This is a genomic window from Specibacter sp. BI4, from assembly GCF_056680095.1.
Map to the genome: position 1 here is coordinate 1,559,122 of NZ_CM155265.1, position 15,526 is coordinate 1,574,647.

10 protein-coding genes are annotated in these 15,526 nt (G+C 63.1%); 7 read left to right on the top strand and 3 right to left on the bottom strand.

Going from position 1 to position 15,526, the window contains the following annotated elements; all coding sequences use genetic code 11:
• Positions 1-41: 41 nt before the first annotated feature.
• On the top strand, positions 42-1,520 hold the full coding sequence (locus AC1L6K_RS07280; RefSeq protein ID WP_480952040.1) for a sensor histidine kinase: 1,479 nt from the start codon (positions 42-44) through the stop codon (positions 1,518-1,520).
• A gap of 134 nt (positions 1,521-1,654) precedes the next feature.
• On the opposite strand, the gene AC1L6K_RS07285 is transcribed toward AC1L6K_RS07280, so the two are convergent.
• Complete coding sequence (locus tag AC1L6K_RS07285; RefSeq protein ID WP_038469266.1) at positions 1,655-1,903, bottom strand: WhiB family transcriptional regulator; 249 nt, start codon at positions 1,901-1,903, stop codon at positions 1,655-1,657.
• A 299-nt stretch (positions 1,904-2,202) separates the two neighbouring features.
• Between AC1L6K_RS07285 and AC1L6K_RS07290 the strand changes: the two genes are divergently transcribed.
• Entirely contained in the window at positions 2,203-2,652 is a 450-nt protein-coding gene (locus AC1L6K_RS07290) for a hypothetical protein (protein WP_480952041.1), read from the top strand.
• A gap of 133 nt (positions 2,653-2,785) precedes the next feature.
• On the opposite strand, the gene AC1L6K_RS07295 is transcribed toward AC1L6K_RS07290, so the two are convergent.
• Positions 2,786-7,279 (bottom strand): FtsK/SpoIIIE domain-containing protein, encoded by a 4,494-nt coding sequence (locus tag AC1L6K_RS07295; protein ID WP_480952042.1) that lies wholly within the window; start codon positions 7,277-7,279, stop codon positions 2,786-2,788.
• 325 nt (positions 7,280-7,604) lie between these two features.
• Here AC1L6K_RS07295 and glf point away from each other — a divergent pair, with 325 nt between their 5' ends.
• From glf to AC1L6K_RS07320, 5 genes are all read left to right on the top strand, one after another.
• Positions 7,605-8,789 (top strand): UDP-galactopyranose mutase, encoded by a 1,185-nt coding sequence (glf, locus tag AC1L6K_RS07300; RefSeq protein WP_480952043.1) that lies wholly within the window; start codon positions 7,605-7,607, stop codon positions 8,787-8,789.
• Positions 8,786-10,777 carry a glycosyltransferase gene (locus AC1L6K_RS07305; RefSeq protein ID WP_480952044.1) on the top strand — a complete coding sequence of 664 codons (1,992 nt, stop codon included), beginning with the start codon at positions 8,786-8,788 and terminating at the stop codon, positions 10,775-10,777. Before glf ends, AC1L6K_RS07305 begins: the two co-directional genes overlap by 4 nt.
• Complete coding sequence (locus tag AC1L6K_RS07310) at positions 10,778-11,647, top strand: ABC transporter permease (protein ID WP_480952045.1); 870 nt, start codon at positions 10,778-10,780, stop codon at positions 11,645-11,647.
• Between the two features lies 1 nt (position 11,648).
• Positions 11,649-12,434 carry an ABC transporter ATP-binding protein gene (locus tag AC1L6K_RS07315; protein ID WP_480952046.1) on the top strand — a complete coding sequence of 262 codons (786 nt, stop codon included), beginning with the start codon at positions 11,649-11,651 and terminating at the stop codon, positions 12,432-12,434.
• Between the two features lie 118 nt (positions 12,435-12,552).
• Entirely contained in the window at positions 12,553-14,499 is a 1,947-nt protein-coding gene (locus AC1L6K_RS07320; protein ID WP_480952047.1) for a DUF6541 family protein, read from the top strand.
• A gap of 108 nt (positions 14,500-14,607) precedes the next feature.
• On the opposite strand, the gene rfbA is transcribed toward AC1L6K_RS07320, so the two are convergent.
• Positions 14,608-15,471, bottom strand: coding sequence for a glucose-1-phosphate thymidylyltransferase RfbA (gene rfbA, locus AC1L6K_RS07325; RefSeq protein WP_480952048.1), 864 nt, complete (start codon positions 15,469-15,471; stop codon positions 14,608-14,610).
• Positions 15,472-15,526 lie beyond the last annotated feature (55 nt).

Below are 15,526 nucleotides of genomic sequence, written 5' to 3' on the forward strand. Positions count from 1 at the left end.
TGGCTTCAACGGGCACCGCCACCCACTTTTAAGGAGCCCGCATGGCAGTCTTTGCCGACATGATCAGGGAAAGTTCGGGTCTTGGCCCGGGCGACGCCGAATGGCTGCACTTGCTGGTCGGTGACTGGCAGATGATCGCCGATTTGTCCTTCGCGGACCTGGTGCTGTGGTTCCCGTCCAATGACGAGGAAAGCCATGTGGCACTGGCCCATGTGCGGCCGTCAACGTCCCACACCATGTTCCATACAGATTTTGTGGGGGAGCGGATCCAGCCGCTCCTTGAACCGTTGGTGCAGACGGCATGGAAGAGCCAGAACATTGAGCGCTCGCATGAAACGAAGGTGTGGAATTCGGATCTGGCAATGCGGGTTGAGGCCATCCCCATGGTCCGCAACGGCCGCACCCTGGCCGTCATCACCACACACATGGATCTCTCCAGTTCGCGCATGCCGTCCAGGCTCGAGCTGACCTACCGCCAATGTGCCTACGACCTGTTGAAGATGGGCACCTTGGGCCTGTGGCCCGACTTTGCCTCACCGACAGGTTCCCGGCGCGGCGCCCCCAGGGTGGGGGACGGGCTGCTGCGCCTGGACGTGGACGGCATTGTCCAATACGCCAGCCCCAACGGGGTCTCGGCGTTCCGCCGGCTTGGCGACGGCGAATCCCTTGAGGGGCGCTCCCTGGCCGAGGTCACCACTGGGCTGCTCAAGGACAGGCGCATGGTGGACGAGACGCTGCCGCTGGTTGTCACAGGCCGGATGCCGTGGCGGACCGAAATTGAATCCCGCGGGGTGAGCTTGTCCCTGCGCGCCATTCCCCTGCGTGATGCCACCGAGCGCTTTGGTGCCTTGGTGCTGTGCCGCGACGTGTCCGAATTGCGCCGCAGGGAACAGGAACTGGTGACGAAGGACGCCACCATCCGAGAAATTCACCACAGGGTGAAAAACAACCTTCAAACGGTGGCGGCCCTGCTCCGCATGCAGTCCCGCCGCATGCACAGTGAGGAAGGCAAGCAGGGGCTCGAACAGGCCATGCGCCGGGTGGCAACCATTGCCCTCGTGCATGAGACCCTGTCCCAGGGCCTGGCCCAAAACGTTGACTTTGACGAGCTCATCGACAGGCAGTTCAGGATGTCGGCCGAGGTGGCGTCACCGTCACAGCGGGTGCACACCGAGCGTGAGGGTGCCTTTGAGGAACTGCCCAGCGACTTTGCCACCCCGCTGGCACTGGTGATCAACGAGCTGGTGGCCAACGCCGTCGAGCACGGATTGCAGGACCGCGAAGGGACCGTGTGGCTCACGGCGCACAGGTACAAAAACGAGTCGGACGATGATGCACTGACGGTGACGATAGCGGACGACGGCGTGGGGTTGCCGGAAGGGAACATCACCGAGGGGCTGGGGCTGCAGATTGTGCGGACACTTGTCACCAGCGAATTGGGCGGCACCATCGAATGGTCCCCGCGAGAGGGCGGTGGCACGGTGGTCGAGTTGCAGATGGCACTGATCAGCCGGCACTAAACCCCGCAGCCTCCGCTGCCCCCAGGCTCGCAGCGGGGCCCGCGGGCATGTGGGTCCGGTCGGGGATGGTTGCTTTAAAAAGAAGCGGCCCTGCAACAATCATTGATTGTTGCAGGGCCGCTGAAGAGTTGCAGTTAGCTGGCGCGACGGGCGCGAGCTGCGCGACGCTTCATGGCGCGGCGCTCGTCTTCGCTCAAGCCACCCCAAACTCCCGCGTCTTGTCCGGATTCAATGGCCCACTTCAAGCAGGTGTCGATTACGGGACAGCGACGGCATACGCTCTTTGCTTCCTCGATTTGCAGCAAGGCCGGTCCCGTGTTTCCCACCGGGAAAAACAATTCCGGGTCCTTGTCGAGGCAGGCTGCGCGACTACGCCAGTCCATGCTGATCACTCACTCCTTATTAAAAACTGTAGGCATCTTGCAGGCTTCTTGTGAAAAAATTCACTTTAGGCCACATAAGAAAAGGCCCGTCATGGGCCCCTTTAGGTCATTGAGTTAAGCGTGTCATGTTAACTCTGCGTAAACAAGGGGTAAGGATGGAAATATTAGCGTATAACCGTGAGCGATACATCACAACGTCGAATTGTTTCTTGTTTGCCACCGGACAAAATTCACGGCTGCCTCCCGGCAATCTCCGATAGGGTGCTGTTGTGCCAAACGATCCCCACACTCCCGCCGAAATGCCTCCCTCCGAAGACGCCGACGCGCTGGAAACGAACCTCCCCGCCGGAGATTTGCCCCGCCCGGCAGGTGTTTATGTCGTGGCTGGGGTTGTCGGCCTTGAAGCCCTGGCCATGGGTGCCATTGGGGTGTGGTCGATCTTCTCCGCTTTTCTCCAGCCGCCGCACTCCATCGCCAGCGTCGTGTTCCTGACGGTGTTGCTGTTGGCACTGGCAGCGGGTCTGGGCGCTGTCGCTGTCAATGCATTCAGGGGATTCAGGTGGACCCGATCGGCGGCATTCGTATGGCAGCTGTTGATGGTCGCCATCGCCGTGCCAGCCCTGATGGAAGGCCGTGTAGCAGTCGGGCTGTTGTTGTTGCTGCCGCCGCTGGCTGCGGCGTTTTTCCTGTTCACGCCAAGAGTCGTGGCCTTCTCGTTGCGCTCCGGGGGCGAAAACAAGGTCTTGTAATGCCGTTCCCCGGCCAAGCTTGGTGATTTCCCGTGGGGCCAGGTCAGGAGTGCTGCAGGCCCAGGCTCGGGGTTGGCTGCGCAGGCGGCCGGCATGCCGGGACGACTGACGCGCCGAAGTGTCAGAGCCGGTCTCAATGCCTCCTCGCTTTCACGCTCGCATCCTGTCCCGACTGCTGTGCAGCCGGCTCTGTCACATCCGGAAACTGGAACCAGGAAAGCCGGCCGCGGTCAATCAGCACCCCGCGCCCTTGCGGCTCGGCACCCGCTGTATCCAACCGGACACCGAACAGGTCGGCGTCGCTTGGCCGCTGCGGCCTGAGCACTACGCCCTGCTGGGGTGACCGGAGTCCCCACTCCAGCGGCAGCATCGACAGCGCCGGACCGGGGTAGGGGAATGCCGCAACAATTGCCGCCCCGGATGCCAGCCTCCGGGTTGCTTGCTGCAACGCCTCGGGTTTCATGGAGGCCGCGTCATCCAGCCACAGGATCTTGCCTGCAACGGCCCCTTCCTCCGAGTCCGGCGGGAATTCGCCAACGAAACCGCCGTTGAGAAGCACCATGGCACGGATAAAGCTTGATTTTCCTGTCCCCGGTCCGCCGACCACCGGCAGCACAGTTCCCGGTGCCAGACTGGTCTCCAGCACCTGCAGGCCGTCCCCGCCCACGCCCACAATCACTGTTCGCCTTGCTGCTCCCGTGGCACCACCAGGGGATTGACGGCCGGCAACCACATGGCACATCTGCGCCATGGAGAGCGTCCGCGGCAGGGGAGCGACGTGCAACGTGCCAGCCGCACGGCCTCGGACAGCCGTGGCCGCGAAAACATCGTTCGGTGCGGGATCAGTCGGTGCGGGATCGTTCGGTGTGGGGCTGCCGAGCTGGGCAATGTGCATCGTTTCGGCATCCCATTGCGCGGCTTGGGCATTGATGGGCCCGGCAATGGCGGCCCGGCCGGGCGTTGGCATGAATCTGGGCAGCCTCGGCCACAGCATGGTGGCTTCCGTGCTGCTTCCGCAGGTGAGAAAGATCCTGTTGGGAATGGCGGCCTGGAACGTGGCGGTCAGGAGCTCGCGGCCGCCGCCAACTGCCACCACCAGGTTCGGCGGGCTGAAGCGGATCAGCTCGGAAATGATGTCCTCGGCGTCGTGCCATGGGCTGGACCGGAACGCTGTCACCCAGCGGCCCCAGTCGGTAATGCAGAGAATCAACGTTTCGGTGCTGCTTCGCGCCGTCTCGGCCAGCCGGTGCATCAGGTGCGCGGCAGTCCGCAGGTGTTCCGGCGTCAGGCAACTGCCCACCCACGGGCTGCCGGCGAACGAATCGAGCGAGCCGTCGCCGTCGAGCAGGTACAGCAGGCGCGGGGTGGACCTTGGTGAGCCAAACTCATTTGCATTGGCCGCCAAGAGCTGGCGCACGATCAGGGCGATGGCAACCGCCGTCTCCGCTGCTGTGCCAAAGCAGGCCAGGTGGGAGTGCAGCTCCGGATGCCATTGCAACGGTTCAAGGGACTGGTTTTGGGGCACGTCGGCGAGTCCCAGCAGGACGGCGCCTCCGGCAGTGCCCACGTGGCTGAGGGCCACGTCGGCAGGCAGTTCGGGGGCCACGACTGCCGGGGCGGCGCAAGGCATCGCGCCGGAGGCAATGGCCTGGTGCCAGGCCGCGGCCATGAGGTCGGCAACGGCGCCTCCATCGCTTGCGGAAATCCGCGGGTCTCCTGGCGGGACGGAACCGGCGGCGAGTCGTTCTGCGGCAAGTTCCACGTGCGGCAAACCGCCGCCCACCACCACGGGGAGGCGGAGGGTGGCGCTTTGGAACTCTTCCGGAGGTGATGCTGCCCGGCTGATGTAGGCGCGGCCGGGTGTGGCCACGCTGATGGTGGCGGCCACGCCGGTGCCAATGACATCCGTGGAGTCGAAGGCTGATTGGACGCGCAGACAGATCGAGCTGGTGACGTTGGCCCGGATGTCGGCGTTCAAGGCGCCTTGGGGGCGTTGTGTCGCCATCACCAGGTGAATGCCGAGCGACCTTCCGACGGCGGCAAGGCGCATCAACTCGGCCAAGGCATCAGGGAATTGGTCAACCAGAACCCTGAACTCATCAACGACGACCACAAGGTGGGCCATTGCATGCCCGCCAGGGACGGCCCCGCCTTGACGGGCACGGAAGCGGTAGGCGTCGCTGTCGGAGGCCTCCATGGCTGCCAGCGCGGCTTCACGGCTGTGCAGCTCCGTGCGCAGGGACGCCAGTGTCCTGTCCATTCCGTGGCCGCCCAAATCGGTAATGAGTGAGCTGGTGTGGGGGAGTTTTCCCAAGACACCCAAACCGGCGCCACCCTTGAAATCGATGAAGACAAACTGCAGGTCGGCCGGGGAATGGCAAGTCGCCAGGCTGCCAACCAGGGTCCGCAGAAACTCTGACTTTCCAGACCCCGTTGTCCCGCCCACCAGCAGGTGCGGGCCGTCGTGGCGGAAGTCAAACAAGGTGGGGCCGGATCCCGACTGGCCCAAGGGGATGGGGCGCAGTGGACCCCCGGCAGAGAGCCTCCACTGGTGCATCAAGGCGTCGGCCGTGCCCTGCTCCGGCAGGGGCAGTGAGTTGGCTGCCAGGGAAGCCGGCCCGGATGGTCCGGGGGCCGCATCCGTGCCGGCTCGTCGTCGGGCGTAGCTGTCGAAGACCGCGGCGGGCACGCCGTCAGGGACAAAGGTCCGGCCGTCAAATGTTCCCTCCACCCGATTTCCTGCAGCCCGGATCATGACCCGGGAGGGCAGGCCATTCCCTGTGGCCGGCGACGCTGCGGGGGCTGAAACAGCGCTCGCAGGCAGGGAAAAGCGGGTTTGGGAGCCTGCTGCCGGCCCGGCAGAGCCTGGCGTCGGGACCTGGGCATCCAGGGCGGTTGGGGGCAACTCCGGACTGAGCATGGCAAAGTGCAGGATGCTCAGTCCGGGCGCTGAGAAGACGAGTGGGTCGGTGGGTTCATTGAGGATGACCAGGACACCCGGCGGGCTGCCGGCGTCCGCGGCTGTGCCCAGACGCAGCGCGGCGAGTTCCCGGGCTGCGCCGTGAGCAGTGGCCGCAAGCACCGTTCGGGGCAGGAATCTCGCAGCCAGCGGGAGGATGTCGCCGGGCCCAAGGAGCACCACCTGCAGACCGGCTGCGTCCAACTGCATCAAGGCGTAGCGGACAAGTCCCAGCACAGACGAGGGTGGTCCGCTGACGGTGACAGGCATGGAACCCAACGGCACGCTGAAGGGAACGCCAGGCAGCAGTGGTGTCGAAAAGGCCGGATTGTCGGGTGCCAGGACAACGGCGGCCGGCTGGGGCGCCGTGCCGATGCGCAGCTCGGCCGACATTTGGGCCGGTCGTGACCGGGGGTGCGCCATGCCGGTACGTGCGGCCATTGCCAACGTTCCTGCGTCTGGAAATGTGTGGGAGCGTCGGTCGGCATCCTGGCGGGCTGCACAGTGCACGGCGGCCAAAAGGCCCTTGCGGCGTTTGGAACCACCAAAGAGCGGGACCAAGACTGTCATCGCACCCATGGCAGAAAATGCAAGGAACATCCACGAACCCGTCAGCAGTGCCAACACCACACCCAACACCAGGGGCAGGCAGCCGGCAATCACCATGGATCCCCGGTTTCGGGCCGCACCCATGGGGTTGGGCACAACAAGCGGCTCAAGTGCGGCCGGGTTCAAGGGCCACATGACGGATCCGGCGTGAACCGGGCCAACCGCACCGACTCCGGCTGCCGCACCGACGCCGCCAACTCCAGCTTCCGTGCCGACAACAGTGGCGCCGCCAACCCCAGCTGCCCCGCCAGTGCGGCCTGCTCCACCGAAACCCGTGGAGGCGGCAGGGGTTGGAAGGTCCGGTCCCGGGGGAGAGACCGTGGCGGCCGGGCCCGACATCGGCGTGCAGCGGGAAGGAGCGGGACCTGAAGCGGCCTCCGGGAAGCCCGGATCGCGGAATCTGAGCTCCAGGGTGCTGCTGCCGCAGGCAATCGACTGGCCTGCCTCAAGAACAACTGTCCTCTTGACTGGTACAGCGCTCGCGGTCGGGGAACCGGAAAGACTGCGAAGCGTAAAGCCGCTTGAACCGCGCGCGGCAGCAAGCGTGATGCTGTGGGCGCCCACAACCAGCGTGCCATGATGCCTTGACAGCCCCGGGTCGGCTATTGAGATGCGGCATTGCCCGCGGCCCACCGTGTAGGAGCCGCGGTGCAAGGCAAAGACAGCCCCGGCGCCTGGTCCGGAGCACACTGCCAGAACAGCGCCAGTTCCTTCCTCAACCGCCGGCACGGACCCCGGAACCGCCCCGCCACCAGCACCTGCCGGAACGACACCAGACACGGCCGCGCCTGCCCGGCCGCCGCCGGCAGACTGTTCCGCCCAGGCCACCACGACGGCACCGTTCACCAACGGGGCCGTGCCGGCGAGCAGCGTCTCAAGCGGCACGCTGCCGACGGTGAAGGAACAGCCCGGCCAGTGTTTCGCCAAGGCACGTTGGAGGGACAACCCTGAACAGTCTGCTCGCTGCACGGCCGCAGGCCACGAGATGCTCAGCTCAGTGGGCTGAAATGTCTCTCCGGCCGCGGGCACCCCGGCCACCACCGTGACCTCAAGCAACATCGCACACTCCTTCCCGCAGCCCGGTCTCCAGGCCACAGTCCCAGCCCGTTCGCTCGACCCGGCAGCCCAGCCCAAGCCGGCCCCGTCAGCCCTCTGTTTTCGAGCCTAGGCGCGATGAAAGTGTTGGCGGTGTCCGGCGTCGTGCATTGTCAACAAGCTGGCGGCCAGCATGCCCTGTGGAGGAATCAACCAGCGGGTCCGTGATCCCGTAGTTGTGAGGAGGGCCACCCGGGCGAAAGCAATGGATAACGTTCGGGTAACCTAGGAAGATAGTCCGTGGCATCGCTGTGCCCGGAAATCGCAACCAAGCAACACGGGAGAGTTTGTGAACGCTGACCTGGTCGTCGTCGGTTCTGGCTTCTTTGGCCTGACCATCGCGGAACGAGCCGCCACCGAGTTGGGGTTGAAAGTGGCTGTCCTTGACCGCCGCCACCACATCGGCGGCAATGCCTACAGCGAGAACGAGGCCCAGACGGGCATCGAGGTGCACCGCTACGGGGCACACCTTTTCCACACCTCAAATGAACGCGTGTGGGAGTACGTGAACCGCTTTACGGCGTTCACCAATTACCAGCACAAGGTGTACACCTCCCACAACGGCGAGGTGTACCAGATGCCCATCAACCTGGGCACCATCAACCAATTCTTCCGTTCGTCCATGGGTCCGGGGGAGGCGCGTGCGCTGATCCAGGAGCAGGCCGGCGAGCTGGCGGGCACTGATCCCACGAACCTGAACGACAAGGGCATCCAGCTGATTGGCCGCCCGCTGTATGAGGCGTTCATCAAGCACTACACGGGCAAGCAGTGGCAGACGGACCCCAAGGATCTGCCGGCCGAGATTATTTCCCGCCTGCCCGTGCGCTACAACTACGACAACCGCTACTTCTCCGACACCCACGAGGGCCTGCCGGTAGACGGTTACACCGCGTGGATCGAGCGCATGGCGGACCACCCGAACATTGAGGTCGTGCTGAACACCGACTTCTTTGACGACGGCGAGTACTCCCGCAAGGCTGTCACCGGCCAGGTCCCCGTCATCTACACCGGCCCGGTTGACCGCTACTTTGACTACGCGGAGGGCGACCTCTCCTGGCGCACCATCGACCTGGAGCAGGAAGTGCTGCCCATCGAGGACTTTCAGGGCTGCGCCGTCATGAACTACCCGGATGAAGCGCAGAAGTACACGCGGATCCACGAGTTCCGCCACTTCCACCCGGAACGCAGCTACACGAAAGACGCCACTGTCATCATGCGTGAGTTCAGCCGTTTCGCCGAGAAGGGCGACGAGCCGTACTACCCGGTGAACACCAGCGATGACCGCAGCAAGCTGCTGGCCTACCGCGACCTTGCCCGCGGCGAGCAGGACGTGCTGTTCGGTGGCCGCCTGGGCACCTACAAATATTTGGACATGCACATGGCCATCGGTTCGGCCCTGAACATGTTCGACAACAAGATCAAGCCGCACTTCACCGGCGGTTCGAAGCTGCAAAGCGGAGGAGTTGACGCGTGAGCGTAGTCGAAGCGGAAAACAAACTGGCAGTGCTTCAAAGAGTTATCCTGCCCACCGAGTCCCAGGTGGACACGCTGCCGCTGTATGTTGATGCCGGCTCCGCCAGCGGCATCCGGTTGCGTGAAGACGATGAACTGGCCCGCACCCCGAAACTGCCCGAAGACAAACTGCAGCTCTTCAGCTCCGGCGGGCCCGGGGTTCACTTTGACGACATCCTCTCGCGGCGGTCCATGAATGTGCGCCCCGGCGAACTGGTCTCCTTTGGCACCTATTTCAACGCCTTTCCGGCAAGCTACTGGCGGCGCTGGACAGACGTTCGCACCGTCAGGCTCGAAGTTTCCACCCAAGGCGGCGGAACAGTCACTGTCAGCAAGTCCAACGCCCGGGGATCGATCCAGCATGTGGAAAGTGTCAGCGTAACCGGCGCTGAGACCTCAATTTTTGATCTGACCCTGATGCCTTTTGGCGACGGCGGCTGGTACTGGTTTGACCTGGCCGCCGGCCATGACGGACTGACACTTGAAGGCGCGCAGTGGACCTTGTTGGAGGCCCCGCGGGAAAATGGCCAGGTGACCCTGGAAATCACCACCATGAACAAGCCGGATTACTGCTTGAACAACGCCCGGCTCCTGGCGGCCAACCCGGACGCGCTGGAAAACGTCAAGGAAATTTTGATCGTCGACCAGGGCACCAAGAAGGTGCGCGACGAACCAGGCTTTGCCGAGGTCAGCGCCGCATTGGGCGGCAAGCTGCGCATCATCGACCAGGGCAACCTGGGCGGATCAGGCGGATTTGCCCGCGGCATGTACGAAGCCGTGGAGAACGGCAGCGACTATGCGCTGCTGTTGGATGACGACGTCGTCGTGGAACCCGAGAGCATCTTGCGGATGCTGGCGTTCTCCGACCGCTGCAAAAAGCCCACCATCGTGGGTGGACACATGTTTGACCTCCACAACCGCAGCGTGCTGCACACCTTTGGTGAGGTCGTGGACCCGCACCGCATTGTGCCGGCCATCCCGCACGCCGACATGGACATGCGCCATGACTTCAGCGTCGCCAACCTGCGCCAAACGTCATGGCTGCACCGCCGGGTCGACGTGGACTACAACGGCTGGTGGATGTGCATGATCCCCACCGCTGTCATCCGTGAAATCGGTCTCTCCCTTCCGCTGTTCATTAAATGGGACGACGCCGAGTACGGCCTGCGTGCGCGTGCGGCCGGCTTCGCCACTGTGTCACTGCCGGGGGCGGCAGTGTGGCATGTTTCCTGGCTGGACAAGGACGACATGGTGGGCTGGCAGTCCTACTTCCACGAACGCAACCGCCTGATCACCACCTTGATCTACAGCCCCTACCCCAAGGGCGGCCGCTTTCTGCGCGAATCGGTGCAGGCCGATGTCAAGCACCTGGTGTCAATGCAGTACTTCACCGAGCACGGCCGGTTGGAGGCGCTCAAGGACATTTTCAAGGGTCCTGAGCAGCTGCACGCCGTGTTGGCAACGAAGCTGCCCGAGATCAATGCCCTGCGCACGCAGTACGCCGACGCCCAATTGCAGGAAAACGTTGACGACTTCCCCTCGCCACGGCTGGGCCGGGGACCGATGGGCGGCGCGCCGATTGGCCTGCCCAACAAGAAAGACCTTGTTTCCTGGGGCATCAAGACGGTTGCCAGGCAGCTCGTGAAGAGCCCCGCCCCCGAATCGGCTGTGCGACCGCAGGGCGTGCTCGCACACAGGGACAGCCGCTGGTTCCGTCTGGCCCACTACGACTCCGTTGTGGTGACAAACGCTGAAGGCACCGGCATGTCCTGGTACAGGCGCGATCCCAAACTGCTGCGCTCCATGCTGGCCGAGTCTGCCCGCCTCCACGTCCGCCTCGTGAAGGAATGGGACGAGTTGGCCGGGCGCTACCGCGACGCGGTGGCAGAAATAACGTCCATGGCCGCCTGGAAGAAGACCTTTGACGAGCATTCAGTGGATGGCCGGTAGATGGCTGAAGTTGCCAATGAGCTGACCACGCCCGGAAGCGGGCGCGGCCTGCTTGGCGTCTACCCAAACAGGTTTTTGCTGAAACTGCTGGTCCGCAAGGAAATCAAGGTCCGCTACCGCGGATCGGTGCTTGGACTGCTGTGGTCATATGTGAAGCCGTTGATGCAGTTTTTGATCTACTTCGTGGCCCTGGGCATTTTTCTCAACCTGCAAAAAGCCACACCCAATTACGCCGTCTACCTGTTTTCCGGGATTGTGCTGGTCAACTTCTTCACCGAGACACTGGGCAATGCCACCCGCTCGATCGTGGACAACCGGGACCTGATCCGCAAGATTTACCTGCCCCGGGAACTCTTCCCGGTTGCAACGGTTTGGGTCTCGGCGGCACACTTCCTGCCCCAGGTCGTGATCTTGGTGGGCGCCGCGCTGCTGGTGGGCTGGACGCCGTCGTTCTTCCAACTCCTGGCAGCGGTCGCGGCCTTCATCGTGGTGGCCATCCTGGCCATGGGGCTGGGCCTGCTCTTTGGTGCAGTCAACGTGTATTTCCGCGACTCGGAAAACATTGTGGACATGATCCTCATGGTCGTCACCTGGGCCTCGCCGGTCCTGTACCTGTGGACCATGGCCAGAGACGCGCTGGGACAGTGGTTCTTCCTGTACCAGCTGAACCCCATGACTGTCGCCGTGGAAATCTTCCACTGGGCCTTCTGGCATCCCACGCTCAGCGCCGAACAGACAACCATGGTGGAATTGCCGCCGGACCTGCTCACCCTGTGGCTGCCGGTCTCGCTGCTGATCTCCCTGGTGGTGTTGTTCTTTGGCCAGCTCGTGTTCCGCAGGCTTGCCGTCCACTTTGCCCAGGAGCTCTAAGATGACCGTTGAGACCGTCGCCGACAACATTGCCATCACCTGCCGCAACCTTCGCAAGGTGTTTGTGCTGCGCAACACCCGCTCGATGAAGGAATCCATTGTCTGGCTCGTGAAGGGGCGCAAGGGCGACCTGTCCAAGCGTTTTGACGCCTTGCAGGACATCTCCCTGGATGTTGCGCAAGGGGAAACCGTCGCGCTGCTGGGGTTGAACGGTTCGGGCAAGTCGACGCTGTTGAAGCTGATCTCAGGGGTATTGCAGCCCGACGGCGGAACGGTCCAGACCCGCGGGCGGGTGGCAGGGCTCATCGAGGTGGGTGCCGGATTCCACCACGACCTGAGCGGACGGGACAACGTCTACCTCAACGGGGCCATTCTGGGCATGACCGAGCAACAGATCGACACGATGTTCGACTCGATCGTGGAGTTCTCCGAAATTGGGGAGTTCATTGATACGGAAGTGAAGTTCTATTCCTCCGGCATGTACCTGAAACTCGCGTTCTCCATTGCTGTCCACACCGACCCCGAAGTTTTCTTGATCGATGAAATCCTGGCTGTGGGCGATGAACCATTCCAGCGCAAGTGCATCAAGAAGATCAAGGAGTTGGCCGCTGCGGGCAAGACGCTCTTTGTGGTGAGCCACGACCTTGACCTGGTGTCCACCGTTTGCGAACGCGGCGTGCTGTTGGAGCACGGCAGGGTTGTCATGGATGACGAGGTCGGCGTCGTCGTGAAGGAACTGCGCCGGCGGTCGGAGGCGGCGCAGCCGCCCGGACCCGCGTTGACATGACCTGTGTTGACTTGGCTTTGTGTTGAATTGAATTAGTAAGCCGTCCGGACATGCAGTCCGGCAGGATTTAGATTTGTTAGGAAGCGGTGCTGGAGTGACTTGGTGGGAAGCTGTACCTTTGGTTTTGTTGGCGGGTGCAATCCTTGTTGTGCCCGGCCTGGTATTCTCCCTTGCCGTCCGGATCCGCGGGTTGGCCAGCCTGCTGCTCGCCCCTGTCTTCAGTGTCGCCATGGCCAGCGTCCTTTCCCTGGTGCTTCCGATCCTTCACGTTGCATGGAATCCCGCGAGCTTTGGCGTCGGCGCGCTGGCGCTCTCCGCGATCGCGTTCGGCGTCAAGGCAGCCCTGTCACGCAAGTGGCCGGATCCGGTCTGGCAGCCCGACCGCAGGCCGGTTTTGATCGCCTCTGCGGTTGGCCTGGTGGTTGCGGCCGCGCTGATCGCCCTGCAAATGGGTACAGCGTTCCAAACGCCGGAGAACATCTCACAAACCTTTGACAACGTATTCCACCTCAACGCCGTGCGGTGGGCCATCGATTCCGGCAATGCTTCACCCCTGAATCTTGGGGCCTTCACCGGTATCAGTGCCTACCCGTCAGCGTGGCACGCGATGACAAGCCTTGTTGCCATCGCCTCGGGTGCAAGCATCCCGGTGGCCGTGAACGTCACAAACATTGCCATCGGGGCCATCGTATGGCCGCTCGGCTGCCTGTATCTGGTGCAACGCATTGCGGGGCAACGGGTGGTTTCCACTGTCATGGCACTGATCTTCGTCCCAGCCTTCACAGGATTCCCCCTGCTGATGGTTGACTGGGGCGTTCTGTACCCCAACCTGTTGTCCATCGCGCTGCTGCCCGCAGCCATGGGACTTGTGTTCAGCGCCTTGGGCGTTGCCAAGGGACACCGCCCCAGCACGCCCATTGCCTGGCTGTTGGTCCTCGTGTCGGTGCCGGCCGTGGCCGTTTCACACCCCAGCACGTTGATGGCGCTGGTCGTCTTCGTTTTGCCGGCGGTGTTGTTCCTTGGCTACGGCAGGGTCGTCCAATTGCTGCCCGCCAACACGCCGCAACGACGCCGGAGCCTGTGGACCCTTGTGGTGCTTGCTGTCGCGGCTGCCGTGGTGCTTGCGATCGTGTGGCGCAAATTCAGGCCCCCTGCAGGAGCAGCTTCCTGGGGTGCCGTGGAGAGCGCCCCGCAGGCCATCGGGGAAATCCTGCTCGGCGGGGCCATGGGACGACCTGCAGCCGCAATCATCGCTCTCTGCATGATCGTCGGAATCTACAGGCTGCTGGCAACTCGCAAGCAACTCTGGGTTCTGGGCACATTCATTATTGCGGGCGTACTCTTCTTCTATGCCGCAGGGCTGGACTTCAGTCCGCGGTGGTTCCTGACAGGTGTCTGGTACTACGACAGCTACCGCCTGGCGGCGCTGCTGCCCGTGGCGATGATTGGGCCTGCCGTCATTGGTGCGAGCTACCTGTGGGACGCGGCCCACAGGCGGATCGCTGCCTTGCGTGTGAAGGCTTCGGGACAGGTGCCGGCTGCGGCCCGGCCCGGACGGCGGGTGGCAGCCTACACTGCAGGAATTCTGGTCCTCGTCCTGGCAACTCAAATGGGCGTCATGACCTGGGCCGTGGAGCGGGCGCATTGGGCCTATGCCACCACTCCCACGTCAGGGCTCCTCACACCCGACGAAACAGCGTTGCTAAACCGGTTGGCGGATCATGCGGAGCCCGGGGCCGTCATTGCGGGCCTGCCCAGCAGCGGCGCCGCCTTGGCGTACGCATACTCCGGCCGGGAAGCCCTCCAGCCTCATATTCTCACGACACACGGTGCCGATATCGACATCGTCAATGCCGGGTTGAAGAGTGCCAAGGAATTCCCCTGGGTGTGTGACTCGGTGCGCAAGCTCAACGTCAAGTACCTGCTGGATTTCGGCACCCAGACCGTAACAGGAACCATGCCGGGATACGGCGGGCTGCTGGACGTGTCATCATCCCCGGCACTTGAACTCATTGACCATGAGGGTGACGCCGCCAAACTCTACAAGGTGACCGCCTGCTGGTAGCAGTGCCCGCCCGCCCGCTCGCCTGCGGGCCCTCGGTGGCTCCCAGCCGCCAAACACAAAAACCCCGGTCCATGGACCGGGGTTTTTGTGCATCTGGAAGTGTTGGCGTCAGGCTTCCAACAGCGACAACAGATAGGCGCCATAGCCGCTCTTCAGGAGCGGCTCGGCCCTGCGACGCAGGTCGTCATCCGTCAGGAACCCCTGCCGCCACGCGATCTCCTCAGGTGCGCCGATTTTCAGCCCCTGCCTGCTCTCAACTGTCCGGACAAAGTTTGAGGCGTTGTTGAGGTCCTCGAAGGTGCCCGTGTCCAACCATGCGGTGCCACGCGGGAGAATCTCCACATGCAGTTTGCCCCGTTCCAGGTAGGTCCGGTTGACGTCGGTGATTTCCAGTTCGCCACGGGGAGACGGTTTGAGCGCCTTGGAGATCTCCACGACGTCGTTGTCATAAAAGTACAGTCCAGGAACGGCGTAGTGGCTCTTGGGAACCTCTGGCTTTTCCTCCAGGGAGATGGCGGTGCCTTCGTCGTCAAATTCCACGACGCCATAGGACTTTGCATCCTTCACCCAATAGCCAAAAACAGCACCGCCGTCGATGTCGGCATGCCTGCGAAGCTGCGTCCCCATGCCGGGGCCATAGAAGATATTGTCACCGAGCACCAGTGCCACAGTGTCATTGCCGATGTGGTCCTCGCCGAGAATGAAGGCCTGGGCGAGTCCGTCGGGTGATTCCTGCTTGACGTAGCTAATTGAAACTCCAAATTGTGATCCGTCGCCCAGCAACCGCCTGAACTGCTCGGCATCGTGTGGTGTTGTGACCACCAAAATATCCCTGATACCGGCGAGAATCAGCGTCGACAGGGGGTAATAGATCATGGGTTTGTCATAGACCGGCACCAGTTGCTTGCTGATACCATGAGTAATTGGATGCAATCTCGAGCCAGTTCCGCCCGCAAGGATAATTCCGCGCATACGGTAATCATCGCCGTATAAGTCGGCAGATGGCAAACGGAGGCCCCCAGTTGCA

What these genes read in the sequence shown, in the direction of transcription:
- AC1L6K_RS07285 (WP_038469266.1), bottom strand. Translation starts at nt 1,903, where the DNA reads ATGGACTGGCGTAGTCGCGCAGCCTGCCTCGACAAGGACCCGGAATTG.
- rfbA (WP_480952048.1), bottom strand. Translation starts at nt 15,471, where the DNA reads ATGCGCGGAATTATCCTTGCGGGCGGAACTGGCTCGAGATTGCATCCA.
- AC1L6K_RS07290 (WP_480952041.1), top strand. Translation starts at nt 2,203, where the DNA reads ATGCCTCCCTCCGAAGACGCCGACGCGCTGGAAACGAACCTCCCCGCC.
- AC1L6K_RS07295 (WP_480952042.1), bottom strand. Translation starts at nt 7,279, where the DNA reads ATGTTGCTTGAGGTCACGGTGGTGGCCGGGGTGCCCGCGGCCGGAGAG.
- AC1L6K_RS07280 (WP_480952040.1), top strand. Translation starts at nt 42, where the DNA reads ATGGCAGTCTTTGCCGACATGATCAGGGAAAGTTCGGGTCTTGGCCCG.
- AC1L6K_RS07315 (WP_480952046.1), top strand. Translation starts at nt 11,649, where the DNA reads ATGACCGTTGAGACCGTCGCCGACAACATTGCCATCACCTGCCGCAAC.
- AC1L6K_RS07310 (WP_480952045.1), top strand. Translation starts at nt 10,778, where the DNA reads ATGGCTGAAGTTGCCAATGAGCTGACCACGCCCGGAAGCGGGCGCGGC.